At 64.1% G+C, this 26,612-nt stretch carries 18 protein-coding genes; 15 read left to right on the top strand and 3 right to left on the bottom strand.

The window, feature by feature from the left end:
* Positions 1-224 (bottom strand): transposase (locus BLV07_RS24555; RefSeq protein WP_502690209.1); only part of this gene is annotated, 224 nt, incomplete at its 3' end.
* A gap of 141 nt (positions 225-365) precedes the next feature.
* Positions 366-1,097 carry a transglutaminase-like cysteine peptidase gene (locus BLV07_RS24550; RefSeq protein WP_091890686.1) on the bottom strand — a complete coding sequence of 244 codons (732 nt, stop codon included), beginning with the start codon at positions 1,095-1,097 and terminating at the stop codon, positions 366-368.
* A gap of 622 nt (positions 1,098-1,719) precedes the next feature.
* Between BLV07_RS24550 and BLV07_RS24545 the strand changes: the two genes are divergently transcribed.
* Positions 1,720-7,608, top strand: coding sequence for a VCBS domain-containing protein (locus BLV07_RS24545; RefSeq protein ID WP_502690208.1), 5,889 nt, complete (start codon positions 1,720-1,722; stop codon positions 7,606-7,608).
* A gap of 147 nt (positions 7,609-7,755) precedes the next feature.
* On the top strand, positions 7,756-9,987 hold the full coding sequence (locus tag BLV07_RS24540; protein ID WP_091890683.1) for a CHASE2 domain-containing protein: 2,232 nt from the start codon (positions 7,756-7,758) through the stop codon (positions 9,985-9,987).
* A gap of 366 nt (positions 9,988-10,353) precedes the next feature.
* On the opposite strand, the gene BLV07_RS24535 is transcribed toward BLV07_RS24540, so the two are convergent.
* The gene (locus BLV07_RS24535; RefSeq protein ID WP_091890680.1) at positions 10,354-11,949 is read right to left on the bottom strand and encodes an ABC transporter substrate-binding protein; all 1,596 of its coding nucleotides are present in this window, start codon (positions 11,947-11,949) and stop codon (positions 10,354-10,356) included.
* A gap of 200 nt (positions 11,950-12,149) precedes the next feature.
* On the opposite strand from BLV07_RS24535, the gene BLV07_RS24530 reads away from it, so the two are divergent.
* From BLV07_RS24530 to BLV07_RS24470, 13 genes are all read left to right on the top strand, one after another.
* Positions 12,150-13,811 carry an ABC transporter substrate-binding protein gene (locus BLV07_RS24530; RefSeq protein ID WP_091890677.1) on the top strand — a complete coding sequence of 554 codons (1,662 nt, stop codon included), beginning with the start codon at positions 12,150-12,152 and terminating at the stop codon, positions 13,809-13,811.
* 221 nt (positions 13,812-14,032) lie between these two features.
* Positions 14,033-14,986, top strand: a complete 954-nt coding sequence (locus BLV07_RS24525) for an ABC transporter permease (protein ID WP_091890674.1) — start codon at positions 14,033-14,035, stop codon at positions 14,984-14,986.
* 2 nt (positions 14,987-14,988) lie between these two features.
* On the top strand, positions 14,989-15,891 hold the full coding sequence (locus BLV07_RS24520) for an ABC transporter permease (RefSeq protein WP_091890672.1): 903 nt from the start codon (positions 14,989-14,991) through the stop codon (positions 15,889-15,891).
* 185 nt (positions 15,892-16,076) lie between these two features.
* Positions 16,077-17,138 carry an ABC transporter ATP-binding protein gene (locus BLV07_RS24515; protein ID WP_176945727.1) on the top strand — a complete coding sequence of 354 codons (1,062 nt, stop codon included), beginning with the start codon at positions 16,077-16,079 and terminating at the stop codon, positions 17,136-17,138.
* Positions 17,135-17,332, top strand: a complete 198-nt coding sequence (locus BLV07_RS24510) for a hypothetical protein (RefSeq protein WP_091890669.1) — start codon at positions 17,135-17,137, stop codon at positions 17,330-17,332. Before BLV07_RS24515 ends, BLV07_RS24510 begins: the two co-directional genes overlap by 4 nt.
* Positions 17,329-18,744, top strand: a complete 1,416-nt coding sequence (locus BLV07_RS24505; RefSeq protein WP_091890665.1) for an amidase — start codon at positions 17,329-17,331, stop codon at positions 18,742-18,744. Before BLV07_RS24510 ends, BLV07_RS24505 begins: the two co-directional genes overlap by 4 nt.
* Positions 18,741-19,718, top strand: coding sequence for an ABC transporter ATP-binding protein (locus BLV07_RS24500; protein ID WP_091890662.1), 978 nt, complete (start codon positions 18,741-18,743; stop codon positions 19,716-19,718). The genes BLV07_RS24505 and BLV07_RS24500 overlap by 4 nt, the downstream gene beginning before the upstream one ends.
* Before the next feature lie 159 nt (positions 19,719-19,877).
* The gene (locus tag BLV07_RS24495; RefSeq protein WP_091890659.1) at positions 19,878-20,147 is read left to right on the top strand and encodes a GlsB/YeaQ/YmgE family stress response membrane protein; all 270 of its coding nucleotides are present in this window, start codon (positions 19,878-19,880) and stop codon (positions 20,145-20,147) included.
* A 254-nt stretch (positions 20,148-20,401) separates the two neighbouring features.
* Positions 20,402-22,150 carry a type I secretion system permease/ATPase gene (locus tag BLV07_RS24490; protein WP_091890656.1) on the top strand — a complete coding sequence of 583 codons (1,749 nt, stop codon included), beginning with the start codon at positions 20,402-20,404 and terminating at the stop codon, positions 22,148-22,150.
* Positions 22,147-23,481 (top strand): HlyD family type I secretion periplasmic adaptor subunit, encoded by a 1,335-nt coding sequence (locus tag BLV07_RS24485; RefSeq protein ID WP_091890653.1) that lies wholly within the window; start codon positions 22,147-22,149, stop codon positions 23,479-23,481. The genes BLV07_RS24490 and BLV07_RS24485 overlap by 4 nt, the downstream gene beginning before the upstream one ends.
* A gap of 372 nt (positions 23,482-23,853) precedes the next feature.
* Positions 23,854-25,323 carry an AMP nucleosidase gene (locus BLV07_RS24480; RefSeq protein ID WP_091890650.1) on the top strand — a complete coding sequence of 490 codons (1,470 nt, stop codon included), beginning with the start codon at positions 23,854-23,856 and terminating at the stop codon, positions 25,321-25,323.
* 155 nt (positions 25,324-25,478) lie between these two features.
* Positions 25,479-26,090 carry a tetratricopeptide repeat protein gene (locus BLV07_RS24475; RefSeq protein ID WP_091890647.1) on the top strand — a complete coding sequence of 204 codons (612 nt, stop codon included), beginning with the start codon at positions 25,479-25,481 and terminating at the stop codon, positions 26,088-26,090.
* 163 nt (positions 26,091-26,253) lie between these two features.
* A complete protein-coding gene (locus BLV07_RS24470) occupies positions 26,254-26,529 on the top strand; it encodes a DUF1488 family protein (RefSeq protein ID WP_091890644.1) in 276 nt (91 codons plus the stop codon).
* The last annotated feature ends 83 nt before the right edge of the window (positions 26,530-26,612 follow it).

The following is a 26,612-nucleotide window of genomic DNA, read 5'->3' as shown; positions in this document are numbered from 1 at the left end:
CGGTTGGTGTAGCCATAAAGATAGAGCTTCAGCAGATCGGCAGGATCGTAAGGCGGTTGTCCCGCCCCGCCACCCGACCCGGCATGACCGAAGCCAAGCCGCTCAAGGTCCAGCGCTGCGACAAACGCCTCGATCGCCCGAACCGGGTTCTCTCGACCCACATAATCTTCCACCCGCGCGGGCAGAAGGCTGACCTGATCCCGGCTCACCCCGGTCTTGAACATGCGATTCGTCATACCGAATCGTACACTCGTTCACCCAAACGGCTAGGATTCTTGCCCAACCTCGCAGCGCAATCCGGGATTCGCTCTGCGGACACAGGGGTCCCGGATTACGCTTTCGCTCCATCCGGGCTACGAGATGGATCAGTGAGCCTCGGTGGCGGCCATCGAGAACCGCACGGGTTCGTCGACATATTTCATCACGGCTGACTGATAGAGCACGAACAGCGGCTGGTAGATCGGTGCCGCGTCGTCCTCGACCATCGCCATGCGGCGGTTGTCGAGCATCAGCCAGTGGCCGTCGAGCCGTGCGGCGGCCACCGCATGCGCCTCGCCGGCGTGGGTGTCGCGCACCACGACGATGCGGAGGTCTTCGGCGGCAACGCCGGCGAGCCGCAGGGCGGCGAGCTTGGCAATGGCATAGTCTTCGCAATCGCCGGCGCCGCGCTGGAAGGTCGCAAGCGGCGAGCTCCAGACGTCGTCGGTGCCGTCATTGGCGGCCCGGATGGCGAGGTTGATGGCGCGGTTGGCCTCGCCCAGCCGCGCGCGGCCGTCGCGATCACGGGCCTGGTCGACGATGGCGAGCAGCTTCAGGGCCGGAGGCGATGCACAATGGTCCCGGTCGCCATCGCACAGCGCGAGCTGCACCATGTCGTCGTCGAGCTTGTCCTTCAGCGCGAGCCATTTCCGTTGCAGGCTGCCCGACGAGATGGCGAAGGCGAACACGCCGAACGGCTCGGCGGATTTGCGCACGAGGACGCCAGCGCCCGGCGACAGCAACGTGCCGGCGCGAAGCTCGGCGACCGATCCGAGCAGGATCAATGCGCACAAGACAAGGATTGCGCGCCAAGCGCGCGAGCGAGCAGCGGTCTCCATCTGACATCCCCTTCCCAAGCTTCGCGAGATCCCCTCGATCTCGACGTGCCGGGCTTTGTTGCTTTCGCGGAAATAGTGCGAGATGGGCCGTTTTGTTCTGCTTAACGCGCCCGGCAGGGGTCCCGAAACCGGGGAACAGGCTGAAACGAGCCTGCCCAAATTGCATAAAATTTTACGAATCGGGGGCTAGGGGAAGCGCCGCCTGCCGCGAAATGGAGCCAATTGCAGGTATTGGTTGTGCGCTAGCCGATTCCGCGTCCCATGGCTAACGACCCCGATATTTCACGGGTTCTGTTAGTTGGGTCACAGATTTGGTTCCGTATTTGCCCCAGTGTGCTGCGGGGCACCACGAACAAAAGATGACACAAGTATTCGTCGCCAGATCTATACAATGGAATACGTGGGAGTGCCGGAAATGGGCTCAAACAAGCGAAATTATACTTCGAAATATTTCTCGAATTGCCCTGCTTCCTCCATGGAGACTTGGTCCGATGCAGCCGGCGATGGCTCGGTGACGCGAAATCACACAAGCAATAGATGGTTTCGCTAAGGACTTGGTAATGCTATGCAAGCTTAGGCGGTCGATACTTACTTAGATTTTAACCCTTTTTACGGTGCCCGATTGAATTACGCTGGCAAATTTGACGCCGCGATGTCCTTGGACGGCCAGGATTCCCGTTCGCTCGCCGATGGCCATGTCGATTTCTCTGCTGCCAAGCCCTTTATCGCCAAGGCGCATGGTCACGTGCCCGATGGCGCGTTCGTTGTTCCCGATCCCAACCTGATCTTCAACGGCGAGTTCAAGCGCGCAGGTCTCGACCTCGTGCTGTCCCATGAGGGTCATGAGTTTGTCGTTCACGATTATTTTAGGGGCGACAAGCGCGCGGCGATCGCCTCGCCCGATGGCGCCCACCTCACCGGCGACATCGTCAATGCGCTCACTGGCCATGTCCAATATGCGCAGGCTGCGCCTGGCGCTGCCGCGGCCCAGATCATCGGTCACGTCACAAAACTCTCCGGCAGTGCGACCGCGGTCCGCAATGGCGTTTCGGTCATCCTGAACAACGGCGACAATGTCGAGAAGGGCGACGTGGTCTCGACGGGCGCCGATTCGACGCTCGGCATCACCTTCATCGACGGCACCGTGTTCGGCCTGTCCTCCAATGCGCGGATGGTGCTGAACGAGATGGTCTATGACCCCAACGGGTCGAGCAACTCCTCGCTGCTGAGCCTGGTCGCGGGCACCATCACCTTCGTCGCCGGCGAGACCGCCAAGCATGGCGACATGAAGATCGACACGCCAGTCGCCACCATGGGCATCCGCGGCACCGCGGTGCTGACCCAGATCAATTTCGTCGTTCCCGCCGGCGGCGGCGATCCGCAGCCGCAGGCGAGCTTCCAGGTGCTGGTCGAGCCGAACGGCACCACGGGCTCCTACATCCTGTTCGACAAGGTCACGCTGCTGCCGATCGCGACGGTCAACCAGGCCGGCCAGATGATCCAGATCAGCGGCGGCAACGTCTCGATCAGCAATGCGCTGATGTCACCGGACGTGCAGAAGCTGATCACGGACGTGTTCACGCTGAAGTTCACCGACAACAACACCAACACCAAGCTGACCACGAACTTCACCGACACGATCACGCCGATCAGCCAGGACGTGGTGTTCAAATCGGGGTCGGGCGCCATCGCGGTCGCGACATTCGTCAATCTCAATCCGCAGGGACAGGAGGCCCCCCACACCTCCACGCCCACGGCCACCCGTGTTCCCGGCCAGCCGCTGGTGCAAAGCCTCGATTCCAGCGGCAATGTGAAGACGGCGTTCGAGTTCACCGAGCGCGCAGACACGACTGGCGATACGACGCCCGATAAGGTCATCGGCCAGATCACCTTCGTCGATCAAAATCTCGGCGACCTGCCGACGGTGTCGGTGAGCCTCGCCGAGGCGCCGAACTACGTCTACAAGAACGCCGCCCAGCAGGACGTCACCGGCTCGCTCTCCGCGCTGCAGAAGCAGGACATCGCGGCGACGCAGATCCAGATCAACGTCGTTGCCGACGCCGGCAACAACAACAATGGCTCTGCGCTCTGGACCTACACGGTCCCCGATCACGTCTTCGACTTCCTCGCAGCCGGCGAAACGCTGACGCTGACCTACATGGTTCGCGTCGATACCAATTTCGCGGTGAACCCGGAGTCCAAGTTCATCCCGATCACCATCACGATCACGGGAACGAACGACAAGCCCACCGTCGCGACATCGGGTGGCACCGTCATCGAGAAGGTCGGGACCGGCAACGAGGCTCTGGACACCATCACGGGCACTGTCACCTTCGCCGACGTCGATCTGACGGACCGGCCGATCGTGAGCGCGGCGCTCTCGTCGACCCAGCCGTTCAAATATCTTGATGCCGAAGGCAACGATATCACCGCGACGCTGACGCCGGAGCAACGCGCCGCGATCGCCGCCGTCGAGGTGCCGCTGACCGTGGTGCAGGGCGCGGGAAACAGCAACAACGGCTCGGCCACCTGGACCTACAGCGTTCCCGACCATCTCTTCGATTTCCTCGCCGAAGGCGAGACGCTGACCCTCAACTATGTGGTGCAGGTCGATGATGGGCACGGCGGTGTGGTCAGCACGCCGATCACCGTGTCCATCAACGGTGCGGACGTCAACGTCGAGGGCACCAACGACGTGCCGACGATCGTCGAAGACTCCACGATCTCGACCGGCGCGGTGACGGAGGATGCGGCGACCCTGACGGCCGAGGGTACTATTACCTTCAACGACCCTGATCTCACGGATACGCACAGCGCGAGCTTCGTCCTGAAGTCGACGACGTCGAGCGCACATCTGCCGGGGTTCAGCGACGGCAGCTCGCATATCGGCACTTTCGCGCTTCTGCCGGTGAGCGAGAGCCCCGGCGTCAGCACGCGAGGGTCGGTGGGCTGGACCTTCACGCTCGACGATAACGATCCGGTGCTGCAGTCGCTGGCGGAAGGCCAGACCATCACGCAGGTCTACACCGTTACCGTCGACGATCATCACGGCGGAACGGTCACCCAAGACGTCACGGTCACCATTACCGGGACCAACGATGCGCCGACCGTGACCAGCAGCGCCGCGGCGGCGACGGGCAACGTCATCGAGGACACGGGCCTGACGCTGTCGATCGACGGCACGCTGGCAATCCAGGATCTGGACCTGATCGACACCCATACGGCGCAGGCGGTGTTCAAGTCGTCGTCCTCGAGCGCGCATCTGCCGGGCTTTGTTGAGGGCGCTACGAATATCGGCACCTTCACGATCGATCCTTCGGTGCTCGAATCCAACACCGACACCAACAACGGCGCCACGCTGGGTTGGCACTTCACGCTCGACAACAGCAATGTGATGCTGCAGTCGCTGGCGGAAGGGCAGGCCATCACCCAGGTCTACACCGTCACCTTCACTGACAATCACAATGCGACGGTCACGCAGGATGTCACCGTCACCATCACGGGCGTCAACGATGCGCCGACCGTCACGAGCGATGCCTTGGCGGCAACGGGCGAGGTCGCCGAGGACACCGGTCCGACATTGTCGATTGACGGGACGCTGGCGATCCAGGACCTCGACCTGATCGACACTCATACCGCGCATGCGGTGTTCAAGTCGTCATCCGTCAGTTCGGCTCTGCCGGGGTTCGACGCCAACAGCACGAATATCGGCACGTTCACGATCGATCCGGCGGTGCTCGAATCCAGCGCCGATACGAGCAATGCCGCTACGCTGGGCTGGCACTTCACGCTCGACAACAACGACGCGATGCTGCAATCGCTCGCGCAGGGCCAGACCATCACCCAGGTCTACACCGTCACGTTCGATGACCACCACGGCGGCACCGTCAGCCAGGACGTCACCGTCACGATCAACGGCGTCAACGACGCGCCGACCATCACGAGCGATGCGGCCGCGGCGACGGGCGCGGTCACCGAGGACAAGGGCTCGTCGCTGTCGGCATGCGGCACGCTGGCGATCCAGGACGTCGATCTGATCGACACCCATACGGCGCAGTGGTCGTTCAAGTCGTCGTCCGTCAGTTCGGCTCTGCCGGGCTTCGAGGACGGCAGCACGAACATCGGCACCTTCACGATCGATCCGGTGTCCGAATCCGCTAGCGACACCAGCAACGGCGCGACGCTGGGTTGGCACTTCACGCTGGACAATAGCGATCCCGTGCTGCAGTCGCTGGCGGAGGGGCAGACCATCACCCAGGTCTACACCGTTACCTTTACCGACGATCACGGTGCGCAAGTCTCGCAGGATGTCACCGTCACGATCACCGGCACCAACGATGCGCCGGCTGTCTCCTATGTGACATCGAACTACATGAACTTCGACGGCCACACCATCGCGGTCGGCGACGTGCCGACGGTCGCCACCGATGACGTCACGCTGGACGGCTGGGTGAACTGGAGCGGGGGCGCCAATCCCGATCACGGCCAGATTCTGTTCTACAACGGCAACACCTCGACCACCGGCTTCGGTCTCCTTGGCACCGTCAACGCCGATGGCACTATGGAGCTGCAGATTCTCGCGGGCGGCGTCCAGATCGCCGATACCGGCATGGCGCTCACCGCGTCGCAGTGGCACAACGTCGCGCTGACCCACGACAACGACACCTTCACGCTCTATCTGGACGGACACCTCGAATATTCGCAGTCATGGGGCTTCCACCCGATCGACGGCAGTCCGTCGAATCCGTCGGCGTCCTACATGATGATCGGCGCCGCGAGCGCCCCAGGCGCGGCGGGCTTTGGAGCGGAAGGCTTCTTCGGCTCGATCGCCGATGTCAGCGTCTGGACCACTGCGCTCACGCAGACGCAGATCCAGTCGATCGATTTCACCGGCCTCAGCGGCAGCGAGGCGAATCTTGCCGCGTATTATCAGCTGGGCGACGGCAGCGGGACCACGGCCACCAATACGGTCAACTCCGCCCACAGCCTCGCCATCGAGGGCACTGCAGACTGGGCCAGTGGGACCTCCGGCCCGGGCGGCGCCGTCGCCGATCTGATGGAAACCAATGCCGGCCAGCTTTCGCATGGCGTGCTGACGGTCTCCGACGTCGACGCGATCGATCACGTCACGCTGTCGGTCAGCCAGGTGCAGGTCTCTCTTGACGGCGTGCCGCAAACCGGCGACGTCGGCGGGCTGTCGCATGCGGACCTTTTGAACTATCTCACCGTGCCGTCCGGCGACATCCTTGACGGCACGGCCAGCTACGCCCAGTTCTCCTGGAATTTCAATTCGGGCAGTCAGGCCTTCGACTTCCTCGCCGCCGGCCAGACGCTGTCGCTGCAATACACGATCGTGCCGTCGGATGCCGAGGGCGCTGGCACGGGCGGCGTCGTCACCATCAACATCGCCGGCAGCAACGATGCGCCGACACTTGCCGATCTCCACATCGGCCCGCTCACGGACACCGCCGGGGCCGACACCTTCTCCGATCTTACCGGTCAACTGGCCGGCACCGACGCCGATAGCGGCGAGACGGCGACGCTGACCTATGCCGTCCTGAACGCGGATCACCATGCCACGACGACGGTTGCGGGTCTGTACGGCTCGCTGACGGTCAACCCGGACGGCAGCTACAGCTACGTTCCCAATGCAGCGGCCATCAACGCGCTGTCGGACGGGTCCTATGCGGATATTTTCACGGTCCAGACCACGGACGCGCATGGTGCCACCGGCACGGCAACGCTCACGGTAGACGTGACCGGCGCCGATGACGCCAGCGGCCCGGTCATCGACACCACGAGCTTCTACGTCTGGCACGCCAACGAGAGCAACACCGACTTCATAACCGGTCTCTCGGTCATCGACACCGATCCCGGCGCTGCGACGGATGAGTTCAAGATCACGGCCGTAACTGCACATGATCCGGACAGCAGTGTCGCCCCGGGGGCGGCGTGCGGCTCTCTCGACGACATCAACTTGGCCCTCGCGGATGGGGTCACCTATGATCCGGGCCAAACGCCGCCGGACAAAGATCAGATCACGCTGACGGTGACGGACAAGACCACCGGCCTGTTCGATACCGCCCACTTCATCTTCAACGAGGCGGGGGACACCGGCCAAGGCGTCACTCTGGAAGGCACCGACGGCAAGGACGTCATCTTCGCGACCGACACGGGCGACACGCTGACCGGCGGCGCCGGCAAGGATCAGTTCGTGTTCTCGCCGGGCGTGCTGTACGACCAGAACGGGCAACCCATCACCGACCTCTCGCACACCATCACCGATTTCACGACGGGGCTGGACAAGATCGACCTGCGGCAATTCTCGGACGTCAACTCCATTAGCAATCTCACCATCGTCCAGCAGGGCTCCGGCGACACGCTGATCACTTGGCATCAGCAGGTCACACAGCCTGAGGGCGCGCCGTTCACGGAGAACGAGTCGCTGCTGCTGAAGAACGTGATCGCGGCAAATCTCAAGGCCAGCGATTTCATCTTCCACATCACCTGATGAACGCCCGGCCTCTCCACGGGCCGGCGGCTTTCTTGACCGCGGCAAAAAATCCATAATCCTCAGCTGCCAGGGCATAGCAAATCGCACGCGGACGCTCCATGATCGGTGCGCGCGGCAGCAGGCGGGACAGGAAGCCCAACCGGCATGAAACGTCTAAAAATCCTGCGGCGGTGGTTTGCACGCAAGTTCGGCTTAGCGCGGCTGATGTGCCTTGCGCTGCTGGTCCTGTTTGCCGGCGCCCGTCTCTGGGACCCGCCGCCGATCCAGGAATTGCGGCTGCGCACCTTCGACATGTTCCAGCTGATCGATCCGCGCCACAAGACGGTGCGGCCGGTCACTGTCGTCGACATCGACGACAAGAGCCTCGGCAAGCTCGGCCAATGGCCGTGGCCGCGGACGCGAATCGCCGATCTGATCCAGAACCTCACCAACAACGGCGCGGTGGCGATCGGCTTCGACGTGGTGTTCTCGGAAGCCGACCGGCTCAATCCGGATCTGGTCGCGAGCCAGATGCGCTATCTCGACGAGGTCACCCGCGCCAAGCTGCGCGAGCTGCCGACCAACGACCAGATCCTCGCCGAGGCGATCAAGCGCTCGCGCGTGGTGCTGGGCGAGACCGGGCTTCCAGGCGTGTTGTCCGAACTCGACCAGTCGCTGCCCTTTACCGGCGTCGCGACGGTCGGCGAGGAGGGCGCCGAGCGCTTCCTGTTCGAATTCCCGGGCTTGTTGCGCAACGTGCCGATCATCGAGAAGGTCGCCGCCGGCCGCGGTCTGTTCTCGATCAGGACCGAGCGCGACGGTCTGATCCGCCGCGTGCCGATGATCATGCGCGCCCAGGGCAACATCATGCCCTCGCTCAGCCTCGAGGTCCTGCGCGTCGTCACGGGCACGCCGACGTTGCTGGTTCGCGCCGACAAGACCGGTATCAGGGCGATCCGCCTCAAGGGCGTAGAAATTCCGACCGACAAGAACGGCCAGCTTTGGGTGCATTACGCCCGCCGGGATCCCTCGATCTACGTCTCCGCGGCCGACGTGCTCGACAACAGCGTGCCGCCGAACAAGATCGCCGGCAAGCTGGTGCTGATCGGCACCTCCGCAGGCGGGCTCAACGACATCAAGACGACACCGGTGTCCTCGACCATGCCGGGGGTCGAGATCCATGCCCAGGTGCTGGAGAGCGTGCTGAGCGGCGCGGTGATCTCCCAGCCGAACTATGCGCTCGGCGTCGAACTGATCGCCGCGCTGGTCATCGGCCTGCTCGTCATCGTCTTTACGCCAAACCTCGGCCCCGTGCGCCTGGTGCTTGCGGGCGCGATGTTCGCTGCCATTCTGGTCGGCGTGTCCTGGTTCTTCTACTCGCAGTACCGCTACCTCATCGATTTCACCTATCCGCTGCTGTCGACCACCGCGGTCTACCTGACGCTGATCTTTGCCAGCTTCGTGCGCGAGCAGCGCCAGCGCGTGCAGATCCGCGGGCAATTCGCGCAATACATGTCGCCGGTGCTGGTCGAGCAGCTCGTGCAGTCGCCGGAAAAACTCGTGCTCGGCGGCGAGGAGCGCGAGATGACGATCATGTTCTCCGACGTGCGCGGCTTCACAACGATCTCGGAGAGCTACAAGGACGATCCGCAAGGGTTGATTGAGCTCATGAACCGCTTCCTGACGCCGCTGACCGACGTCATCATCGAGCGCAAGGGCTACATCGACAAATACATGGGCGACGCCATCATGGCGTTCTGGAACGCGCCGCTCGACGATGCCGAGCACGAGGTCAACGCCTGCGAGGCCGCGATCCAGATGCTGGAGCAGATCGACGCGGTCAACAAGGAGCGCGAGCAGGAAGCCGCCGACGGCGGCCACGTCTACATTCCGCTTAATGTCGGCATCGGTCTCAACACCGGCATCGGCGTGGTCGGCAACATGGGCTCCGACCTGAAGAAGAACTACTCGGTGCTCGGCGACAGTGTGAACCTGGCCTCGCGCCTCGAAGGGCAGACCAAGGAATACGGCTTCCCGATCATCGTCGGCTCCAGGACCGCGGTCGCCGCCAAGGACAAGTTCGCGATCCTCGAGCTCGACTTCATCATGGTCAAGGGCAAGACCGAGCCGGAGGTGATCTACGCCATCGCCGGCCGCGAGGACGTGATGCATTCGGGCGCTTTCCAGCGCCTGCGCAACATCACCATCGAAATGCTCGGCTGCTATCGTGGCCGCGACTGGCAGGGCGCGCTGGACGCCATCGAGCGCGGCCGCCGCAGCGAGGACGCCGACACGCTGGAAAAGCTGTTCAGGCTCTATGAAGCGCGGATCAGGGATTTCCAGCTCACGCCGCCGCCGGAAGGATGGACCGGGGCTTATGCGCTGCTGACGAAGTAGTGGGGCGTGTGACTTAGCTCCGTCCGAGCCTCATACACGATGTCGTCCTGGCGAAAGCCAGGACCCATTACCCCAGGGAGCAGTTGCGGCACCGAGCTGCCAACCACCAATCTTCGCCAAACTGAATTCGGTGGCTATGGGTCCTGGCTTTCGCCAGGACGACAGCTGAATACTTTGCGGAAGTCCGCAGCCAAACCAAAAGTGTCGTCCCGGCCTAGTGCGCAATTGCGCACGGGGGCCGGGACCCATACTCCGCAGCAGAAGTTTTTGCGTGTGATCGGAGTTGGCTATCGTCGCCAAACTCAACTCGGTGGCAATGGGTCCCGGCCTTCGCCGGGACGACAGTATGACGCTGCGACCGTGCCCTCACTCCACCCCGATCGTCGTCAAATCCTGGAACCAGTGCTGCGCCTGTACGAACTGCTTGATCTTCGGCGAGAGCGCGTGCGGATTGGTGTCGTGGACCACCCAGACCAGCGCAGCATCGTTCACGATCAGCGCATGCGCCTGCGCCAGCAGTGCGTCCTGTTTGGCGGAATCGAAGGTCTGCTTGGCCTCGTCGATCAACGCATCGACCTCAGGGTTCTTGTAGCCGCCCCAGTTGACGCCAACCGGCGCGATCTGCCCGGAATGGAAGAAGCGGACGATGGCGTAGAGCGGATCCGAGGTGACATAGGCGATGTTGTTGGCGGTGATGCCGGCGTTCATCTCGTCGGCCGCGCCCTTGCGCCAGTGTGTATATAGTGTCTCGAGCTCGACGACCTTGAAGTCGATCTCGATGCCGATCTCCTTGAAACTCTGCTGCAGGAATTCGTTCATCGGCAGCGACAGCATCTGGCCGGTGCCGCCCTGCGCGATGATGAAGGTGGTCTTCAGCGGCTTCGCCTTGGAGTAACCGGCCTCTTCGACCAGCTTCTTGGCTGCGGCAAGATCATATTTCAGCTCGAAGCTCGGCTTGCCGAACCACGGGCTGGACGGATCGACCTGTCCCTTGGCTGGCTTTGCCAGCCCGTTCATCAGGCCGACCACCGCCTCGCGATCGATCGCGAGGTTCAGCGCCTTGCGCAGGCGGATGTCGGTCCAGGGCGAGCCCGGCAGCACGCTGAGATGATAATTCCAGACATGCGGCGTGATGTTGTCGACGAGCTTCATGCCGGCGGCTTTCAGCTGCGGCACGGCATCCGGCGCGGGCGTTTCGATCAGGTCGACTTGCCCCGCAAGCAGTGCGTTGGTGCGCGTCAGCGCCTCCGGCATTGGCACCAGCACGATCTTGTCGGCCTTGGGAATGCGCTTCTTGTTCCAGTAGTCCGGGTTCTTGGTGAGTTCCGCGAGCTCGCGCGGCACCAGTTTGGTCAATTTGAACGGACCGGTGCCCGAGGGCTGGCTGGCGAACTTGTCCCAGTCCTTGCCGAGCTTTTCGTATTGCGCCGGGCTCGACACCAGGAACCACAGCATCTGATAGGGAAAGAAGGAATCGACCGTCTTGGTGGTGATCTCTACCGTGAAGTCGTCGATCTTGGCGTAGCTCGCGACCGAGGGCAGGCGGGTCTTCACCTGCGCGCTCTGCCGCTTGTCGAATTGCGGCGCCTTGTCGCTGAGCACCTTGTCCAGATTCCAGATCACCGCATCGGCGTTGAACTCGCTGCCGTCGTGAAACTTCACGCCCTTGCGCAGAGTGAAGCGCCATTTGGTCTTGTCGGCATCGTCGACCTTCCATTCGGTGGCGAGCCCCGGCACCAGCTTGCCGGGGCGATCGGCGACGTCCATCTCCCAGGCGATCAAGGGATCGTAGATCGTGTAGGCGGTGAACTGATAAGCGCCGGCGCCGCGATCGGGCTGGCCCGTCGTCAGCGGAATGTCCGCCATCGAGATGCCGTAGCGCACGACACTTTCGGCGCGCGCCGAGATTGCGGAGGCCGCCAGCGCAAGCACGGCGAGACAGGTCGACAGTCGAATACGCATTGGCCCAAGGCTCCCAGGAGACATCGGGACCAAACTTGCAATCTTGATGCCAGAATAGGCAGGGCGATGCGTTCGCCCGCGCGCGCCCCACAAGGACTTGTCGTCGCAGTGACAAATGGCAGAATAAGTTTCTCTTTGGCATAGCCATTGCATACGATTGCATCAAAAATAGTCATCGAAGCCGGAAAAGGATTGAGGCGATGCTTATCAAGAAGAACAAGAAACATGCCGCGCTGATCGCACTGTTGGCGCTCGGCACGGCGGCCGCATTCCCGCGCGTCGCCAGCGCCGAAACTGTGCTGCGCATCGGCATGACCGCCGCCGATATTCCGCGCACGCTGGGCCAGCCCGACCAGGGTTTTGAAGGCAATCGCTTCACCGGTCTCACCATGTATGACGGGCTCACCGGCTGGGATCTGTCCTCGGCCGACAAGGCGAGCGTGGTGATCCCGGGCCTTGCCACCGAGTGGAAGGTCGACGACGCCGACAAGACCAAGTGGATCTTCAAGCTGCGCTCCGGCGTGACCTTCCATGACGGCTCGCCGTTCAATGCGGACGCCGTGGTGTGGAATGTCGAGAAGGTCTTGAAGCAGGACGCGCCGCAATTCGACGCCAGCCAGGTCGGCGTCACGGCCTCGCGCATGCCGACGCTGGCGTCGGCGAAGAAGATCGACGACATGACGGTCGAGCTCACCACCAAGGAGCCCGACAGCTTCCTGCCGATCAACCTCACCAATTTGTTCATGGCGAGCCCGACGAAGTGGCAGGCCTTCTACGACAAGGCCGAAGGCGCTGACGCCAAGGCGAAGTCGCAGGCTGCCTGGACCGCCTTCGCCAGGGACGCCTCGGGCACCGGCCCGTGGAAGATGGCGAGCTTCACGCCGCGCGAACGGCTCGAGTTGGTCAAGAACGCGAACTACTGGGACAAGGCCCGTGTGCCCAAGGTTGACAAGATGGTGCTCTTGCCGATGCCGGAGGCCAACGCGCGCACCGCGGCGCTGCTGTCCGGGCAGGTCGATTGGGTCGAGGCCCCGGCGCCGGATGCGCTGCCCGAGCTCAAGCAGCGCGGCTTCAAGCTCTACGCCAACGAGCAGCCGCATGTCTGGCCCTGGCAGTTCTCGCGCGTCGAAGGCTCGCCCTGGAACGACATCCGCGTGCGCAAGGCCGCGAACCTCTGTGTCGACCGCGAGGGCCTGAAGGATGGCCTGCTTGCCGGCCTGATGGTGCCGGCGACCGGCACCTTCGAGCCCGGCCATCCCTGGCGCGGCAAGCCGAGCTTCGAGATCAAGTATGACAAGGCGGCTGCGCAAAAGCTGATGCAGGAGGCCGGCTTCGGTCCGAACAAGAAGCTGACGGTGAAGACCCAGACATCCGCCTCCGGCTCGGGACAGATGCAGCCGTTGCCGATGAACGAATATCTCCAGCAGGCCCTGGCCGAATGCTATTTCGACGTGCAGCTCGACGTCATTGAATGGAACACGCTGTTCACCAACTGGCGCCGCGGCGCCAAGGATCCCTCAGCCAACGGCGCGAACGCGACCAACGTCACCTATGCGGCGATGGACCCGTTCTTTGCGCTGGTGCGCTTCCTGCAATCGGGCATGGCGCCGCCGGTCTCGAACAATTGGGGCTTCATCAACAACCCCAAGTTCGACGACCTCGTGAAGAAGGCGCGCCAGACCTTCGATCCCGCCGCGCGTGACGCCGCGCTCGCCGAGCTGCACGCGGCCTCCGTCGACGACGCCGCCTTCCTCTACGTCGCCCACGACGTCGGTCCTCGCGCCATGAGCCCGAAGGTGACAGGCGTGGTGCAGCCGAAGAGCTGGTTCATCGACTTCTCGCCGGTGTCGGTGAAGCAATAATTCGCGCGTACTCAGTGTACCCTCTCCCCTCCTGTCCGCCGAAGCCTTGGCGAAGGCGGATGTGGGAGAGGGTGGCTTCGCGTTAGCGAAGCCGGGTGAGGGGTCTCTCTCCGCGGATGCGAACCCCTCGATCGCTGCAATGTCATCCGCGGAAACAACCCCTCATCCGGCGCTTCGCGCCACCTTCTCCCACAAGGGGAGAAGGAAAGAAAAGAAACAACGTGCTCACTTATATCGCCAGACGCATCGTCTACGTCGTCCCGATCGTCATCAGCGTGGCGCTGGTGTGCTTTCTGCTCGTGCACATCACGCCGGGCGATCCGCTCGTGGCCGTGCTGCCGGCCGACGCCTCGCAGGAGCTCGCCGCGCAGCTGCGCGCCGCCTACGGCTTCGACCGGCCGCTGCCGGTGCAGTTCGGGCTTTGGCTGCTGCGCGCGCTGCACGGCGATCTCGGCAATTCCATCGCCACGGGGCGTCCCGTGCTGGCCGAGGTCATGCGCGCGGTCGGCAACACTGTCACGCTGGCGATTGCCGCCGCCATCATCGGCTTCACCATGGGCATCCTGTTCGGCCTGATCGCCGGCTATTTCCGCGAGACCTGGATCGACAAGGTCGCGACCTCCTTCGCCATCGCCGGCGTGTCCGTGCCGCACTACTGGCTCGGCATGCTGCTCGTCATCATCTTCTCGGTGCAGCTGAACTGGCTGCCCGCGGTCGGCGCCGGGCCGAGCGGCTCCAACTCCTGGGCCTGGGACTGGGCGCACCTGAAATATCTGGTGCTGCCGGCGATCACGACCTCGGTGATCCCGATGGGCATCGTCACCCGCACGGTGCGCGCGCTCACCGGCGACATCCTCAGCCAGGATTTCGTCGAGGCGCTGCGGGCCAAGGGCCTGCGTGAAACCGGCGTGTTCCGCCATGTCATCAAGAACGCCGCGCCCACTGCGCTCGCGGTGATGGGGCTCCAGCTGGGTTACATGCTCGGCGGCTCGATCCTGATCGAGACCGTGTTCTCCTGGCCGGGCTCGGGCTTCCTGCTCAACTCGGCGATCTTCCAGCGCGACCTGCCGCTGCTGCAAGGCACGATCCTGATCCTGGCGCTGTTTTTCGTGTTCCTCAACCTGCTGGTCGACATCGCGCAAGCCGCGATCGACCCGCGCATCAAGCGGGGCTAGCAATGAGCGAGCTTCCGTTGTCCGCCACCAGCGATGCCGCGCTGCAGGCCGCACCCGCCACCAGGGCGCGCGGCTATTGGGCGACCGTCGGCCGCCGTATCATGCGCGACAAGGTCAGCATGGCCTGTGCGCTCGTGTTGTTGCTGATCTTCCTGTCCGCGATCCTCGCGCCGTGGCTCGGTCTCGAAGATCCCTACAAGGGCTCGATGATCCGCCGCCTTCGCCACATCGGCACGACTGGCTATCCGCTCGGCACCGATGAGCTCGGCCGCGACATGCTGGCGCGGCTGATCTATGGCGGGCGGCTGTCGCTGGTTATCGGCATTTTGCCCGTGATCCTCGCCTTCTGCATCGGCACCTCGCTCGGCCTCGTTGCCGGCTATGTCGGCGGCAGGCTCAATACCGCGATCATGCGGACGGTCGACGTGTTCTACGCTTTTCCCTCCGTGCTGCTCGCGATCGCCATCTCCGGCGCGCTCGGGGCGGGTATCCTCAATTCCATCGTGTCGTTGACCGTCGTGTTCGTGCCGCAGATCACCCGCGTCGCCGAGAGCGTCACCACCGGCGTGCGCAACATGGACTTCGTCGAAGCTGCGCGCGCCTCCGGCGCGGGCGCCTTCACCATCATGCGCGTGCACATCCTCGGCAACGTGCTCGGCGCCATCTTCGTCTATGCCACCAGCCTGATCTCGGTCTCGATGATTTTGGCGGCAGGTCTGTCCTTCCTTGGCCTCGGCACCAAGCCGCCGGAGCCGGAATGGGGCCTGATGCTCAACACGCTCCGCACCGCGATCTACGTCAACCCCTGGGTTGCCGCATTGCCCGGCGCGATGATCTTCGCGGTCTCGATCTGCTTCAACCTGCTCTCGGACGGCCTGCGCAGCGCCATGGACATCAGGAACTAAGCTATGGTGATGCAAGAGCGAACTGCCGTGGCATCCTCCGTACACCTCTCCCGAAGGGAGAGGTCGGATTGCATCGCAAGATGCAATCCGGGTGAGGGGTTACGCTGCATCGAGTTTGCCGCGCCCCCTCACCCGGCGCTTCGCGCCGACCTCTCCCCGATGGGGAGAGGTGAAGGGCGGCGGCCATGAGCGAGACCAATCCATCCATCGCCATGCTTGAGCCCGTCGAAGACCGTGGCGGCGTCGCGCAGCCGCTGCTTCAGGTCTCCGGCCTGACAAAACATTTCCCCGTACGCGGCGGGCTGTTCGCCGCCAAGCGCACCGTGCGCGCGGTCGACAACGTCTCCTTCGCCGTCGCCAAGGGCGAGACCGTCGGCATCGTCGGCGAATCCGGCTGCGGCAAGTCGACCACCGCGCGTCTCTTGATGCATCTGATGCCGCGCGATACCGGCGACATCATCTATGACGGCATGACCGTCGGCCAGTCGCTGAGCTTGCGCGAGCTTCGCCGCGGCATGCAAATGGTGTTTCAGGATTCCTACGCCTCGCTCAATCCGCGCCTCACGATCGAGGAATCCATCGCGTTCGGTCCCAAGGTCCACGGCATGGCCGACGGCGCGGCGCGCACCCTGGCGCGCGAGCTGCTCGGCAAGGTCGGTCTGCGCCCGGAAAACTTCGCCAGCCGCTATCCGCACGAAATCTCCGGCGGCCAGCGCCAGCGCGTCAACATCGCGCGGGCCCTGGCGCTGTCGCCGCGGCTGGTGATCCTGGACGAGGCCGTCTCCGCGCTCGACAAATCCGTCGAGGCGCAGGTGCTCAATCTGCTCGCCGACCTCAAGCGCGAGTTCGGCCTGACCTATCTCTTCATCAGCCACGATCTCAACGTCGTGCGCTACATCTCCGACCGCGTGCTGGTGATGTATCTCGGCGAGGTCGTCGAGCTCGGCCCGGTCGACCAGGTCTGGGACCGGCCGGCGCATCCCTATACGCGCGCGCTGCTGGCGGCGATGCCGTCCTCCGACCCTGATAGCCGCACCGAGACGCCGCCGATCACGGGCGATCCGCCCAATCCGATCGATCCGCCCTCGGGCTGCCGCTTCCACACCCGATGTCCGTTTGCGGAGCCGCTCTGCGCAAATGCGACACCAAAGCTCACTGCGCTGGATAATATGGGCCACGAGGCCGCGTGCTACATGGCGATACCGGGTTCAGGCCATAGCCGCGCGCCCAGGGAGAAGACCGTATGACGAGACCGACACCGAAAGAGATCAAGCCGATGGCGCAGATCGCCGGCGTCCCCGTGGACGACGAGATCGCGACCCGCATCTCCAATTCCATTGGGCCGGCGTTCGAAGGCTTTGCGGCCATTGCCGGCACGCTGCCGTTCGACCTCGAGCCAGCGCTCTATCCGATCGCGCAGACGCAGAAGGTGTCGAAATGAGCACCGAGCCTGCCTTGATGACGCTCACCGAGGTCGCGCGTGCGATCGCGATGAAGCAGCTGTCCTCGCATGAGGTGACGCGCATGCTGCTGCAGCGCATCGCACAGTGGCAGCCGCATCTCAATGCCTTCATGTCGATCGAGTCGGAAGCCGCGCTGAAGGCGGCCGAGACCGCCGACGCCGAGTTCGCCAAGGGCAATGTCCGTGGTCCGCTGCACGGCGTGCCGCTCGCGCACAAGGACATGTATTACGACGCCGGCAAGATCGCGACCTGCGGCTCGCTGATCCGCCGCGATTTCGTCCCGACCGTGACCTCCACCGCCTTGCAGCGGCTGAAGGATGCCGGCCAGGTCCGGCTCGGCACGCTGCATCTCGCCGAGTTCGCCTATGGCCCGACCGGGCACAACGCTCATTACGGCCCGGTGCGCAATCCCTGGAACGTGGCCCACATTACCGGCGGCTCGTCGTCCGGCTCCGGCTCGGCGGTTGCGGCGCGACTGACCTATGCGGCGCTCGGCTCGGACACCGGCGGCTCGATCCGCATGCCCGCCCATTTCTGCGGCGTCACCGGGCTCAAGACCACCGTCGGCCGGGTCAGCCGTGCCGGCGCGATGCCGCTGTCGCAATCGCTCGACACGGTCGGCCCGCTCGCCCGCACCGCCGAGGACTGCGCGCTGCTACTGGTGCTGATGGCTGGTCCGGACCCCGCAGATTCGACCTGTAGCCACGAGCCGCTGTCGGATTATGTCGCCGCCACCAAAGGCTCGCTGAAGGGCCTCAAGATCGGCGTGCCTACCTCGTTCTATGTCGACGATCTCGACAGCGAGGTCGCGCGCGTGCTGGACGAAACCATCGCCGTGCTCAAGCGCGAGGGCGCCGACATCGTCACGGTCGAGCTGCCGGATCAGCGGCAATTGTCGTCGGCGAGCCAGCTCGTGCTCGCGGCCGAAGCCGCCGCCTTCCACAAACGCTGGATGATCGAGCGTCCGCAGGATTACAGCGCGCAGGTCCTGATGCGGCTTCAGAACGGGCTCGCCGTTCCTGCCATCACTTATCTCGAGGCGATGCGTTGGCGCGGCCCCGCGCTCGCTGCGCACAACGCGGCGACCGCGGGTGTCGATGCGGTGATCGCACCGGCTTCCCCGGTGCCGGCGCCGACGATCGAGGAGAGCGATGTCGGCGGCGGTCCGAACGCGCCGGCGCTGTTGCAGCGGCTGACGCTGTTCACCCGCCCGGTGAATTTCCTCGGCCTGCCGTCGCTCACGGTGCCGTCCGGCTTCACCAAAAGCGGCCTGCCTGTAGGCATGCAGCTGATCGGCCGCTCCTTCGATGAAGCCACCTTGCTCACCATCGGCGCCGCGTTCCAGCGCGTCACCGACTATCACGACCGGATACCGAAACTGCCGTCATGACAAAGCTCGTCGAGATCTCAGGCCTCAACATCCGCTTCACCGGCGAGCGCACGGTCTATGCCGTGAACGATCTCAGCCTCTCGCTCGGCAACAGTGAGGTGCTGGGCCTGCTTGGCGAGTCCGGCTCGGGCAAGAGCGTGACGTTGCGTGCGCTGATGCGGCTGCTGCCGAAGAAGCGCACGCAAATTTCGGGCACGGTCAACGTGATGGGCCGCGACGTGCTCGCCATGAACGACGAGGAGCTGTCGTCGTTCCGCGGCCAGACCGTCTCGATGATCTTCCAGGAGCCCGCGCTCGCGCTCGATCCGGTCTACACCATCGGTGCGCAGATTGCCGAGAGCGTGGTGCGCCACGAAGGCAAGAGTTTTGCGGAAGGGCGGGCGAGGGCGCTCGACATGCTCGAGGTCGTGCGCATCCCCTCGGCCAAGCGCCGGCTTGATGCCTATCCGCACGAAATGTCCGGCGGCATGCGCCAGCGCGCGATGATCGCGCTCGCACTGGCCTGCCGTCCCAAGATTTTGCTGGCGGACGAGCCGACCACCGCGCTCGACGCCACCGTGCAGATACAGATCCTCTTGCTGCTGCGCGAGTTGCAGCGCGAGTTCGGCATGTCCGTCATCTTCGTCACCCACGACATCGGCGTTGCCATCGAGATCTGCGACCGCGTCGCGGTGATGTATGCCGGCCAGATCGTGGAGCAGGGGAACCTGCGCGACATCGTCCGTTCGCCGGTGCATCCCTATGCCAAGGGGCTGCTTGCCTCCACCATCCACGGCGCCAAGCGCGGGCAGCGGCTCGAAACCATTCCCGGCACCCCGCCCTCGCTGGCCGAGAAACCCCACAACTGCTCCTTCGCCCCCCGCTGCAAGTTCGCCGAGCCGCGCTGCCTGGAGCGGCTGCCTGCGAATGTGGAGGTCGGGCCGGGTCGGGCGGCAAGGTGCGTGCTGGCGGAGCAGGTCACCGCATTGTCGTGATACTGAGCGCACCGGCCGGGGCCTGCTCTACTGTGCATGGGGTTGTTTTCGACATTTTTTGTCTGCACTGCCGCAACCGGGCAGCCACGAACGCCATTCAGACCCCATTCATCCCGATTCCGGTTCCATGCGGTCATTCACGCCAGAGGGACCTCACTTATGTACATTTCCAACGAAGGCCTGCTCGTCATCCTGTTCGTCGGCCTGGTCGCCGGCTGGCTGGCCGGAAAGATCGTGAGGGGCGCCGGCTTCGGCATCATCGGCGACATCGTGATCGGCATCGCCGGGGCCCTGGTGGCGAGCCTCTTGTTCCCAAAGCTCGGCATTCGTCTCGGCACCGGGCTCGTCTCCGAGATCGTCTATTCCGCCATTGGTGCCGTCATTCTGCTTCTGGTGGTGCGGCTGGTGCGCGGCGGGGGCCGGTTCTAGCCGGCGTTCGGCAGATCGGAGCTTGCGGCCTCTCCCTTTTCCGGGGAAGAGCCTGAAAGCCTGCAAGAAAAAGCCGCAAGCCTGTGAAATTCCGGACTTGCGCGGAAGTCTATCAGGGGTAGATGTGGCCCATCAGGGCCCCGGATTAATTCGACTGCGTTGACGGCCGGAAAACAGATGTTAATCCGAGGCGAGTACCCTGAATCGCCTTTGAAATCAGGGGCATTGCCCCTCACCCGAAAGAGATCAGACTGATGGCAGCCATCCCTGGCGTCCGCCGTTCAGAGCTCGGTGACGCCTTGCGCGCTTGTCGCATGGCGTTCGTCGGCGTCGGCTTGATGAGCTGCATGATCAACCTGCTCTATCTGACCGGGTCGATCTTCATGCTGGAGGTCTACGACCGGGTGCTGCCGAGCCGCAGCATCCCGACCCTGGTCGGCCTGATCATCCTCGCCAGCTTCCTCTACATGGCGCAGGGCGTGCTCGACATGATCCGCAACCGCATTCTGGGGCGGATCGGCACTTCGCTCGACGAGGCCCTCAACAAGCGCGTATTCGACACCATCGTGCGACTGCCGCTGCTGGTCGGCAGCCGCAACGAGGGCCTGCAGCCGCTGCGCGACCTCGACAATGTCCGTTCCTTCCTCGGTGGCATGGGCCCAAGCGCGTTCTTCGACCTGCCCTGGCTGCCGCTCTATCTCGCCATCTGCTTCGCCTTCCACGTCCTGATCGGCGTCACCGCGCTGGTCGGCGCCATCATCCTGGTCGGTCTGACGCTGGTCACCGAGTTCATGTCCCGCCAGCCGGCGAAGGAGGCGATGGGCCTTGCTGCCCAGCGCAACGATCTCGCCCAGGCAAGCCGCCGCAACGCCGAAGTCATGGTGTCGATGGGCATGGCCAGCCGCATGAACCAGCGCTGGAGCGAGGCCAACGAAAAATACCTGGCCGGCAATCAGCGCGCGAGCGACGTCGCCGGCGGTCTCGGCGCGGTCGCAAAGGTGCTGCGCATGATGCTGCAATCGGCCGTGCTCGCAGTCGGCGCCTATCTCGTCATCCATCAGGAGGCGACCGCCGGCATCATCATCGCCGGCTCGATCCTCTCCGCCCGCGCGCTCGCGCCGGTCGATCTGGCGATTGCGCACTGGAAATCCTTCGTCGCGGCCCGCCAGAGCTGGCAGCGTCTCACGCGGCTCCTCGAGCAGATGCCGGCGCAGGCGATGCCGACCCAATTGCAGGCACCCACCAGCCGGCTCTCGGTCGAAGGCGTCGCCATGGTGCCGCCGGGCGACCAGCGCCTCATCGTCCAGGACATCACCTTCGCGCTCACCGCCGGCAACGGCCTCGGCGTGATCGGGCCGAGCGGCTCCGGCAAGTCGTCGCTGATCCGCGCGCTGGTCGGCGTCTGGCAGCCGGTGCGCGGCAAGGTGCGGATCGACGGCGCGGCGCTCGACCAATGGTCAAGCGACGTGCTCGGCCGTCACATCGGCTACCTGCCGCAGGACGTTGAATTGTTCGGCGGCACCATCGCGCAGAACATCAGCCGGTTCGATCCCGAGGCCACCTCCGACGCCATCATCGCCGCGGCCAAGGAGGCCGGCGTGCACGAGATGATCATCAAGATGCGCGAGGGCTACAACACGCAAGTCGGCGAGCAGGGCGCCGCGCTCTCCGCAGGGCAGGCGCAGCGCGTTGCGCTGGCGCGCGCGCTCTACGGCAATCCGTTCCTGATCGTGCTCGACGAGCCCAACTCCAATTTGGACACTGAAGGCGACGAGGCGCTGACTCGCGCCATCCGCTCGGCGCGCGAGCGCGGCGCCATCGTCGTCGTGGTGGCGCACCGGCCGATCGGCGTCGAGGCGGTCGACCAGATCCTGGTGCTGCGCGATGGCCGCATGCAGACCTTCGGTCCCAAGGAGCAGGTGCTCGCCCAGGTGCTCCAGCCGCGCGTGACGCCGCCGGCGCCGATCAAGATCGTCAGCGAAGGTGGAGTACCCAAGCCATGAGCACGTTGGCGATCGGCGGCCCGAAGCCTGCCGCGAAGAAGACGGTGCGCGATTCGATCAAGTTTCACCTGATGCTCGGGCTTGGGATCGTGCTGGTCCTGGTCGTCGGCTTCGGCGGCTGGGCCTCGACGGTGCTGATCTCGGGCGCGCTGATCGCGCCGGGGCAGATCGTGGTCGAATCCAACGTCAAGAAAGTGCAGCATCCGACCGGCGGCGTGGTCGGCGAGGTGCGCGCCCGCGATGGCGACGTGGTCAAGGCCGGCGACATCGTGGTGCGGCTCGACGATACCGTCACCAAGGCCAACCTTGCCATCGTCACCAAGAATCTCGATGCCGCGCAGGCGCGCGCGGCGCGGCTCCAGGCTGAGCAGCGCGGTGTCGACAAGATCGAATTCCCGCAAAGCCTCATCGAGCGCGCCGACGATCCTGACGTCAGGGTGCTTCTCTCCGCCGAAACCAAGCTGTTCGACGTCCGCGTCAACGGCCGCACCGGGCAGAAAGCGCAGCTGCGCGAGCGCATCACCCAGCTCAACGAGGAAATCGCAGGTCTCAGCGCCCAGGAGAAAGCCAAGGACCAGGAGATCGCGCTGGTGCAGAACGAGCTCACCGGCGTGCGCGAGCTCTACGACAAGCGCCTGGTGCAGATCTCGCGCCTGACCCAGCTCGAACGCGACTCGGCGCGTCTCAACGGCGAGCGCGCGCAGTACATCGCTTCGCGCGCCCAGGCCAAGGGCAAGATCACCGAGACCGAGCTCCAGATCATCCAGATCGACAAGGACGTGGTCAGCGAGGTTTCCAAGGACCTGCGCGAGACCAACGACAAGATCGGCGAACTGATCGAGCGCAAGGTTGCCGCCGAAGACCAGCTCCGCCGTGTCGACATCCGCGCGCCGCAGGACGGCATGGTGCTGCAATCGACGGTGCACACCGTCGGCGGCGTCGTCACCGCCGGCGATGCCCTGATGCTGATCGTGCCGCAGGCCGACGATCTCCAGGTCGAGGCCAAGGTCAATCCGGTTGACATCGACAAGCTCCAGATCGGCCAGAAGACGTTGTTGCGCCTGTCCGCCTTCAACCAGCGCACCACGCCCGAGCTCAACGGCGTCGTCAGCCGCGTGTCGCCCGACGTCACCACCGACCAGCGCACCGGCCAGAGCTATTACACCATCCGCGTCTCGATGCCGGCCGAAGAGGTCGCCCGCCTCGGCGACGTCAAGATGATTCCCGGCATGCCCGTGGAAGCCTTCGTCCAGACCGGCGACCGCACCATGTTGTCCTATCTGATGAAGCCGCTGCACGATCAGCTGATGCGGGCGTTCCGGGAGAAGTGACGTGCGAAAGCGCGGCATCCCGGAGCGCGCTTAGCGTGCATCCGGGATCTCGTGCCGCACGCGTGCTGTCATCGCCCGGCTTGACCGGGCGATCCAGTATTCCAGAGACCGTTGTGATTGAATCGAGGGGCCGCGGCGTACTGGATGCCCCGGTCAAGCCGGGGCATGACCGCGGTGTGTGTGGCGCGATCTCGTAGGGTGGGCAAAAGCGCGATGCGCCGTGCCCACCGCGTTCCGCGCACGGTCAGCATGATGATGGGCACGCTTCCGCCTTCGCTCTCCGAGCTACGGCGGACAAGTCGCTTTGCCCACCCTACGGCACCGCCTTCTTTGCTATAGTTCGACTCAAACCCAGCAACCCGGCGGTCGACCATGCAATCCCCACCCTCCATCGCCACCGAATCCTTCTCCGACGCCGACCTCGCCGTCGCGCGGCTCGAAGAGATCTATGAGCGCAACACAAAATTTCTGCGCGACCGGTTCGAGGCTTATGTCAATGGCGAAACGGTCACCACACGGGTTCGCGCATACTATCCCTTCGTCCGTCTCACCACCGCGACGCATGCGCGGCTGGACTCGCGCCTGTCCTATGGTTTCGTCCATGGCCCCGGCGTGCACGAGACCAGCGTGACGCGGCCGGATCTGTTCCGTGCCTATCTCACCGAGCAGATCGGACTCCTGATCCAGAACCACGCGGTACCCGTCGAGATCGGCGAGTCCACTGAGCCGATCCCGATCCACTTCGCCTATCGCCGCGACATCAACATCGAAGCCGCCATCACCACCAGCGAGAACTCCGTCATCACGCGATCGCTGCGCGATGCGTTCGACGTGCCTGATCTCGCCACGATGGACGATTCGATCGCCGACGGCACCTTCGAGCTCCACCCCGGCGCGCCCGAGCCGCTATCCTTGTTCCGCGCGGCCCGCGTCGACTACTCGCTGCGTCGGCTTTACCACTACACCGGCACGGATCCCGAATATTTCCAGAACTTCGTGATCTTCACCAACTATCAGTTCTATGTTGACGCCTTCGCGCAGCTCTGCCAGCAGCGGCTTCAATCCGGCGAGGCTGGTCTCGATGCCTTCGTCGCGCCCGGCAATGTGATCACGTGCAATGGCGGCGCCATCAGCGGAATGGCGCCCGTGCGCGCACCGCAGATGCCGGCCTTCCACCTGGTCGCACCCGACTACCGCGGCATCACCCTGATCAATATCGGCACCGGTCCATCCAACGCGCGCAACGTCACCGACCATGTCGCCGTGCTGCGGCCGCATGCCTGGCTGATGCTCGGCCATTGCGCCGGCCTGCGCAACACGCAGCGGCTGGGCGACTACGTGCTCGCCCACGGCTACGTGCGCGAGGATCACGTGCTCGACCGCGAGCTGCCGCTGTGGGTACCGATCCCGGCGCTGGCCGAGATGCAGGTTGCGCTCGAAGAGGCAGTCGAGGACGTCACCGGGCTCGAAGGTTTCGAGCTGAAGCGCCTGATGCGCACCGGCACCGTCGCGAGCGTCGACAACCGCAATTGGGAGATCTCTGGGCCTGCCGTGATCCGCCGCTTGTCGCAATCCCGTGCGGTCGCGCTCGACATGGAATCGGCCGCGATCGCCGCCAACGGCTACCGCTTCCGCGTCCCCTACGGCACGCTGCTTTGCGTCTCCGACAAGCCGCTGCATGGCGAGATCAAGCTCGCCGGCATGGCCAGCGAGTTCTATCGCCGCCGCGTCGGACAGCACCTCGAGATCGGTCTGAAGGCGCTGGAGCGGCTGAAGCAGCAGGAATCGGAGCGGCTGCATTCGCGAAAGCTGAGGAGCTTTGCCGAGGTCGCATTTCAGTAGCGCGTCCGTCCCGCTTGCCGGCAGGATCTGGCAGCAAGACTGTCGCACGGCCCGAGACCGGCGTCCCCGTGAGAACGCTGTCATCCCGGAATATCGCCGCCATAGCAGTGTTATCACGTCATTCGGGGCCGCGTAGTCAGAAGCAGGAGACAGCAATGATCACAGCAATGATCAGAGTCGTCGTGCTGGGAACGTTCGCAGCGGCGCTGTTCGCTTCGCCAGTATTGGCTGCGGGCGGTGGAGGAGGCGGTGGAGGTGGTGGCACCAGCTCCACGGATCCCTATGCGGGCGCCTATTCGGATCAGAAAGTGCAGCCCACCTACCCGAAACGCTCCAACCCAAAGGCAACCCAGAAAGGCAAGAAGCCGAACAACCAGTCCAGCATCGGTGATCCCGCATTCGCGGCCGGCTACCGCGCGGCCTATGACACGATCTACGAGCGCAACGACTATGCGGTCGCGATCGAGCAATTGAAGGCGCTCGGCCACGACGATCATCCGAACGTCGCCAATCTCATCGGTTACTCATATCGCAAGCTCGGCGACTACAAGCAGTCGCAGATTTGGTACGAGCGCGCGCTGAAGGCCGATCCGAATCACGTGCTGACCTGGCAGTATTATGGGCTTTGGCAGTTCGAGCAGGGTAACCGCGAGCAGGCAATGTTTCACCTGAACCGTATCGCCGCGATCTGCGGGACCGATTGCGAGGAGTACAAGTTCCTGGCGACTGCGCTGGAGAAACCCACAGGCGCGGCACTCGTTTACTGAGAACACAGGGTGGGTCTAGGCCCGCGGCTGTACGAAGCGCAGTCCGCTCGGCGTAGTCCACTATCGCGACAAGAGGTCGCTTTGGGCTAACCCGCCTACACATGGTGACAAGCGAAGAAATTTTCAGCATTGTCCGACGCGGGGGCTCGACCGGGACGACTTGATGCCACTCATGCGCGACAAGATCATTGGCCATGACCTCGAACGGCTGGCCTTTCGCTTCACTATGCTGAACGACGGCGATGTGGTGCAGTGCCAGATCAGCGACGCCGCGATGGACGAGCTCGCGGGCATGCAGGGCACCGAAAGCAGCGCACGTCAGGCGCAGTTCCTGTCCCTGCGCGAGACCATCGAGCGGATCGCGTCAGACCTCTACGACGAAGCGCCGAGGTTTCAGGGCTATGTGGTGCGGATCTTTATGCGGCATTTGGGACGGTAAGGCGCACAACGCGCCCTCAATGTCGTCCTGGCGAAGGCCAGGACCCATTGCCACCAGCTTATATTGTTTGAAGAAGCTGTGGC

It is taken from the genome of Bradyrhizobium sp. Rc2d (assembly GCF_900099855.1).
Classification (GTDB): Bacteria; Pseudomonadota; Alphaproteobacteria; order Rhizobiales; family Xanthobacteraceae; genus Bradyrhizobium.
Note: the sequence above shows the minus strand (reverse complement) of the source record. Positions and strands in the feature narration are given on the sequence as shown.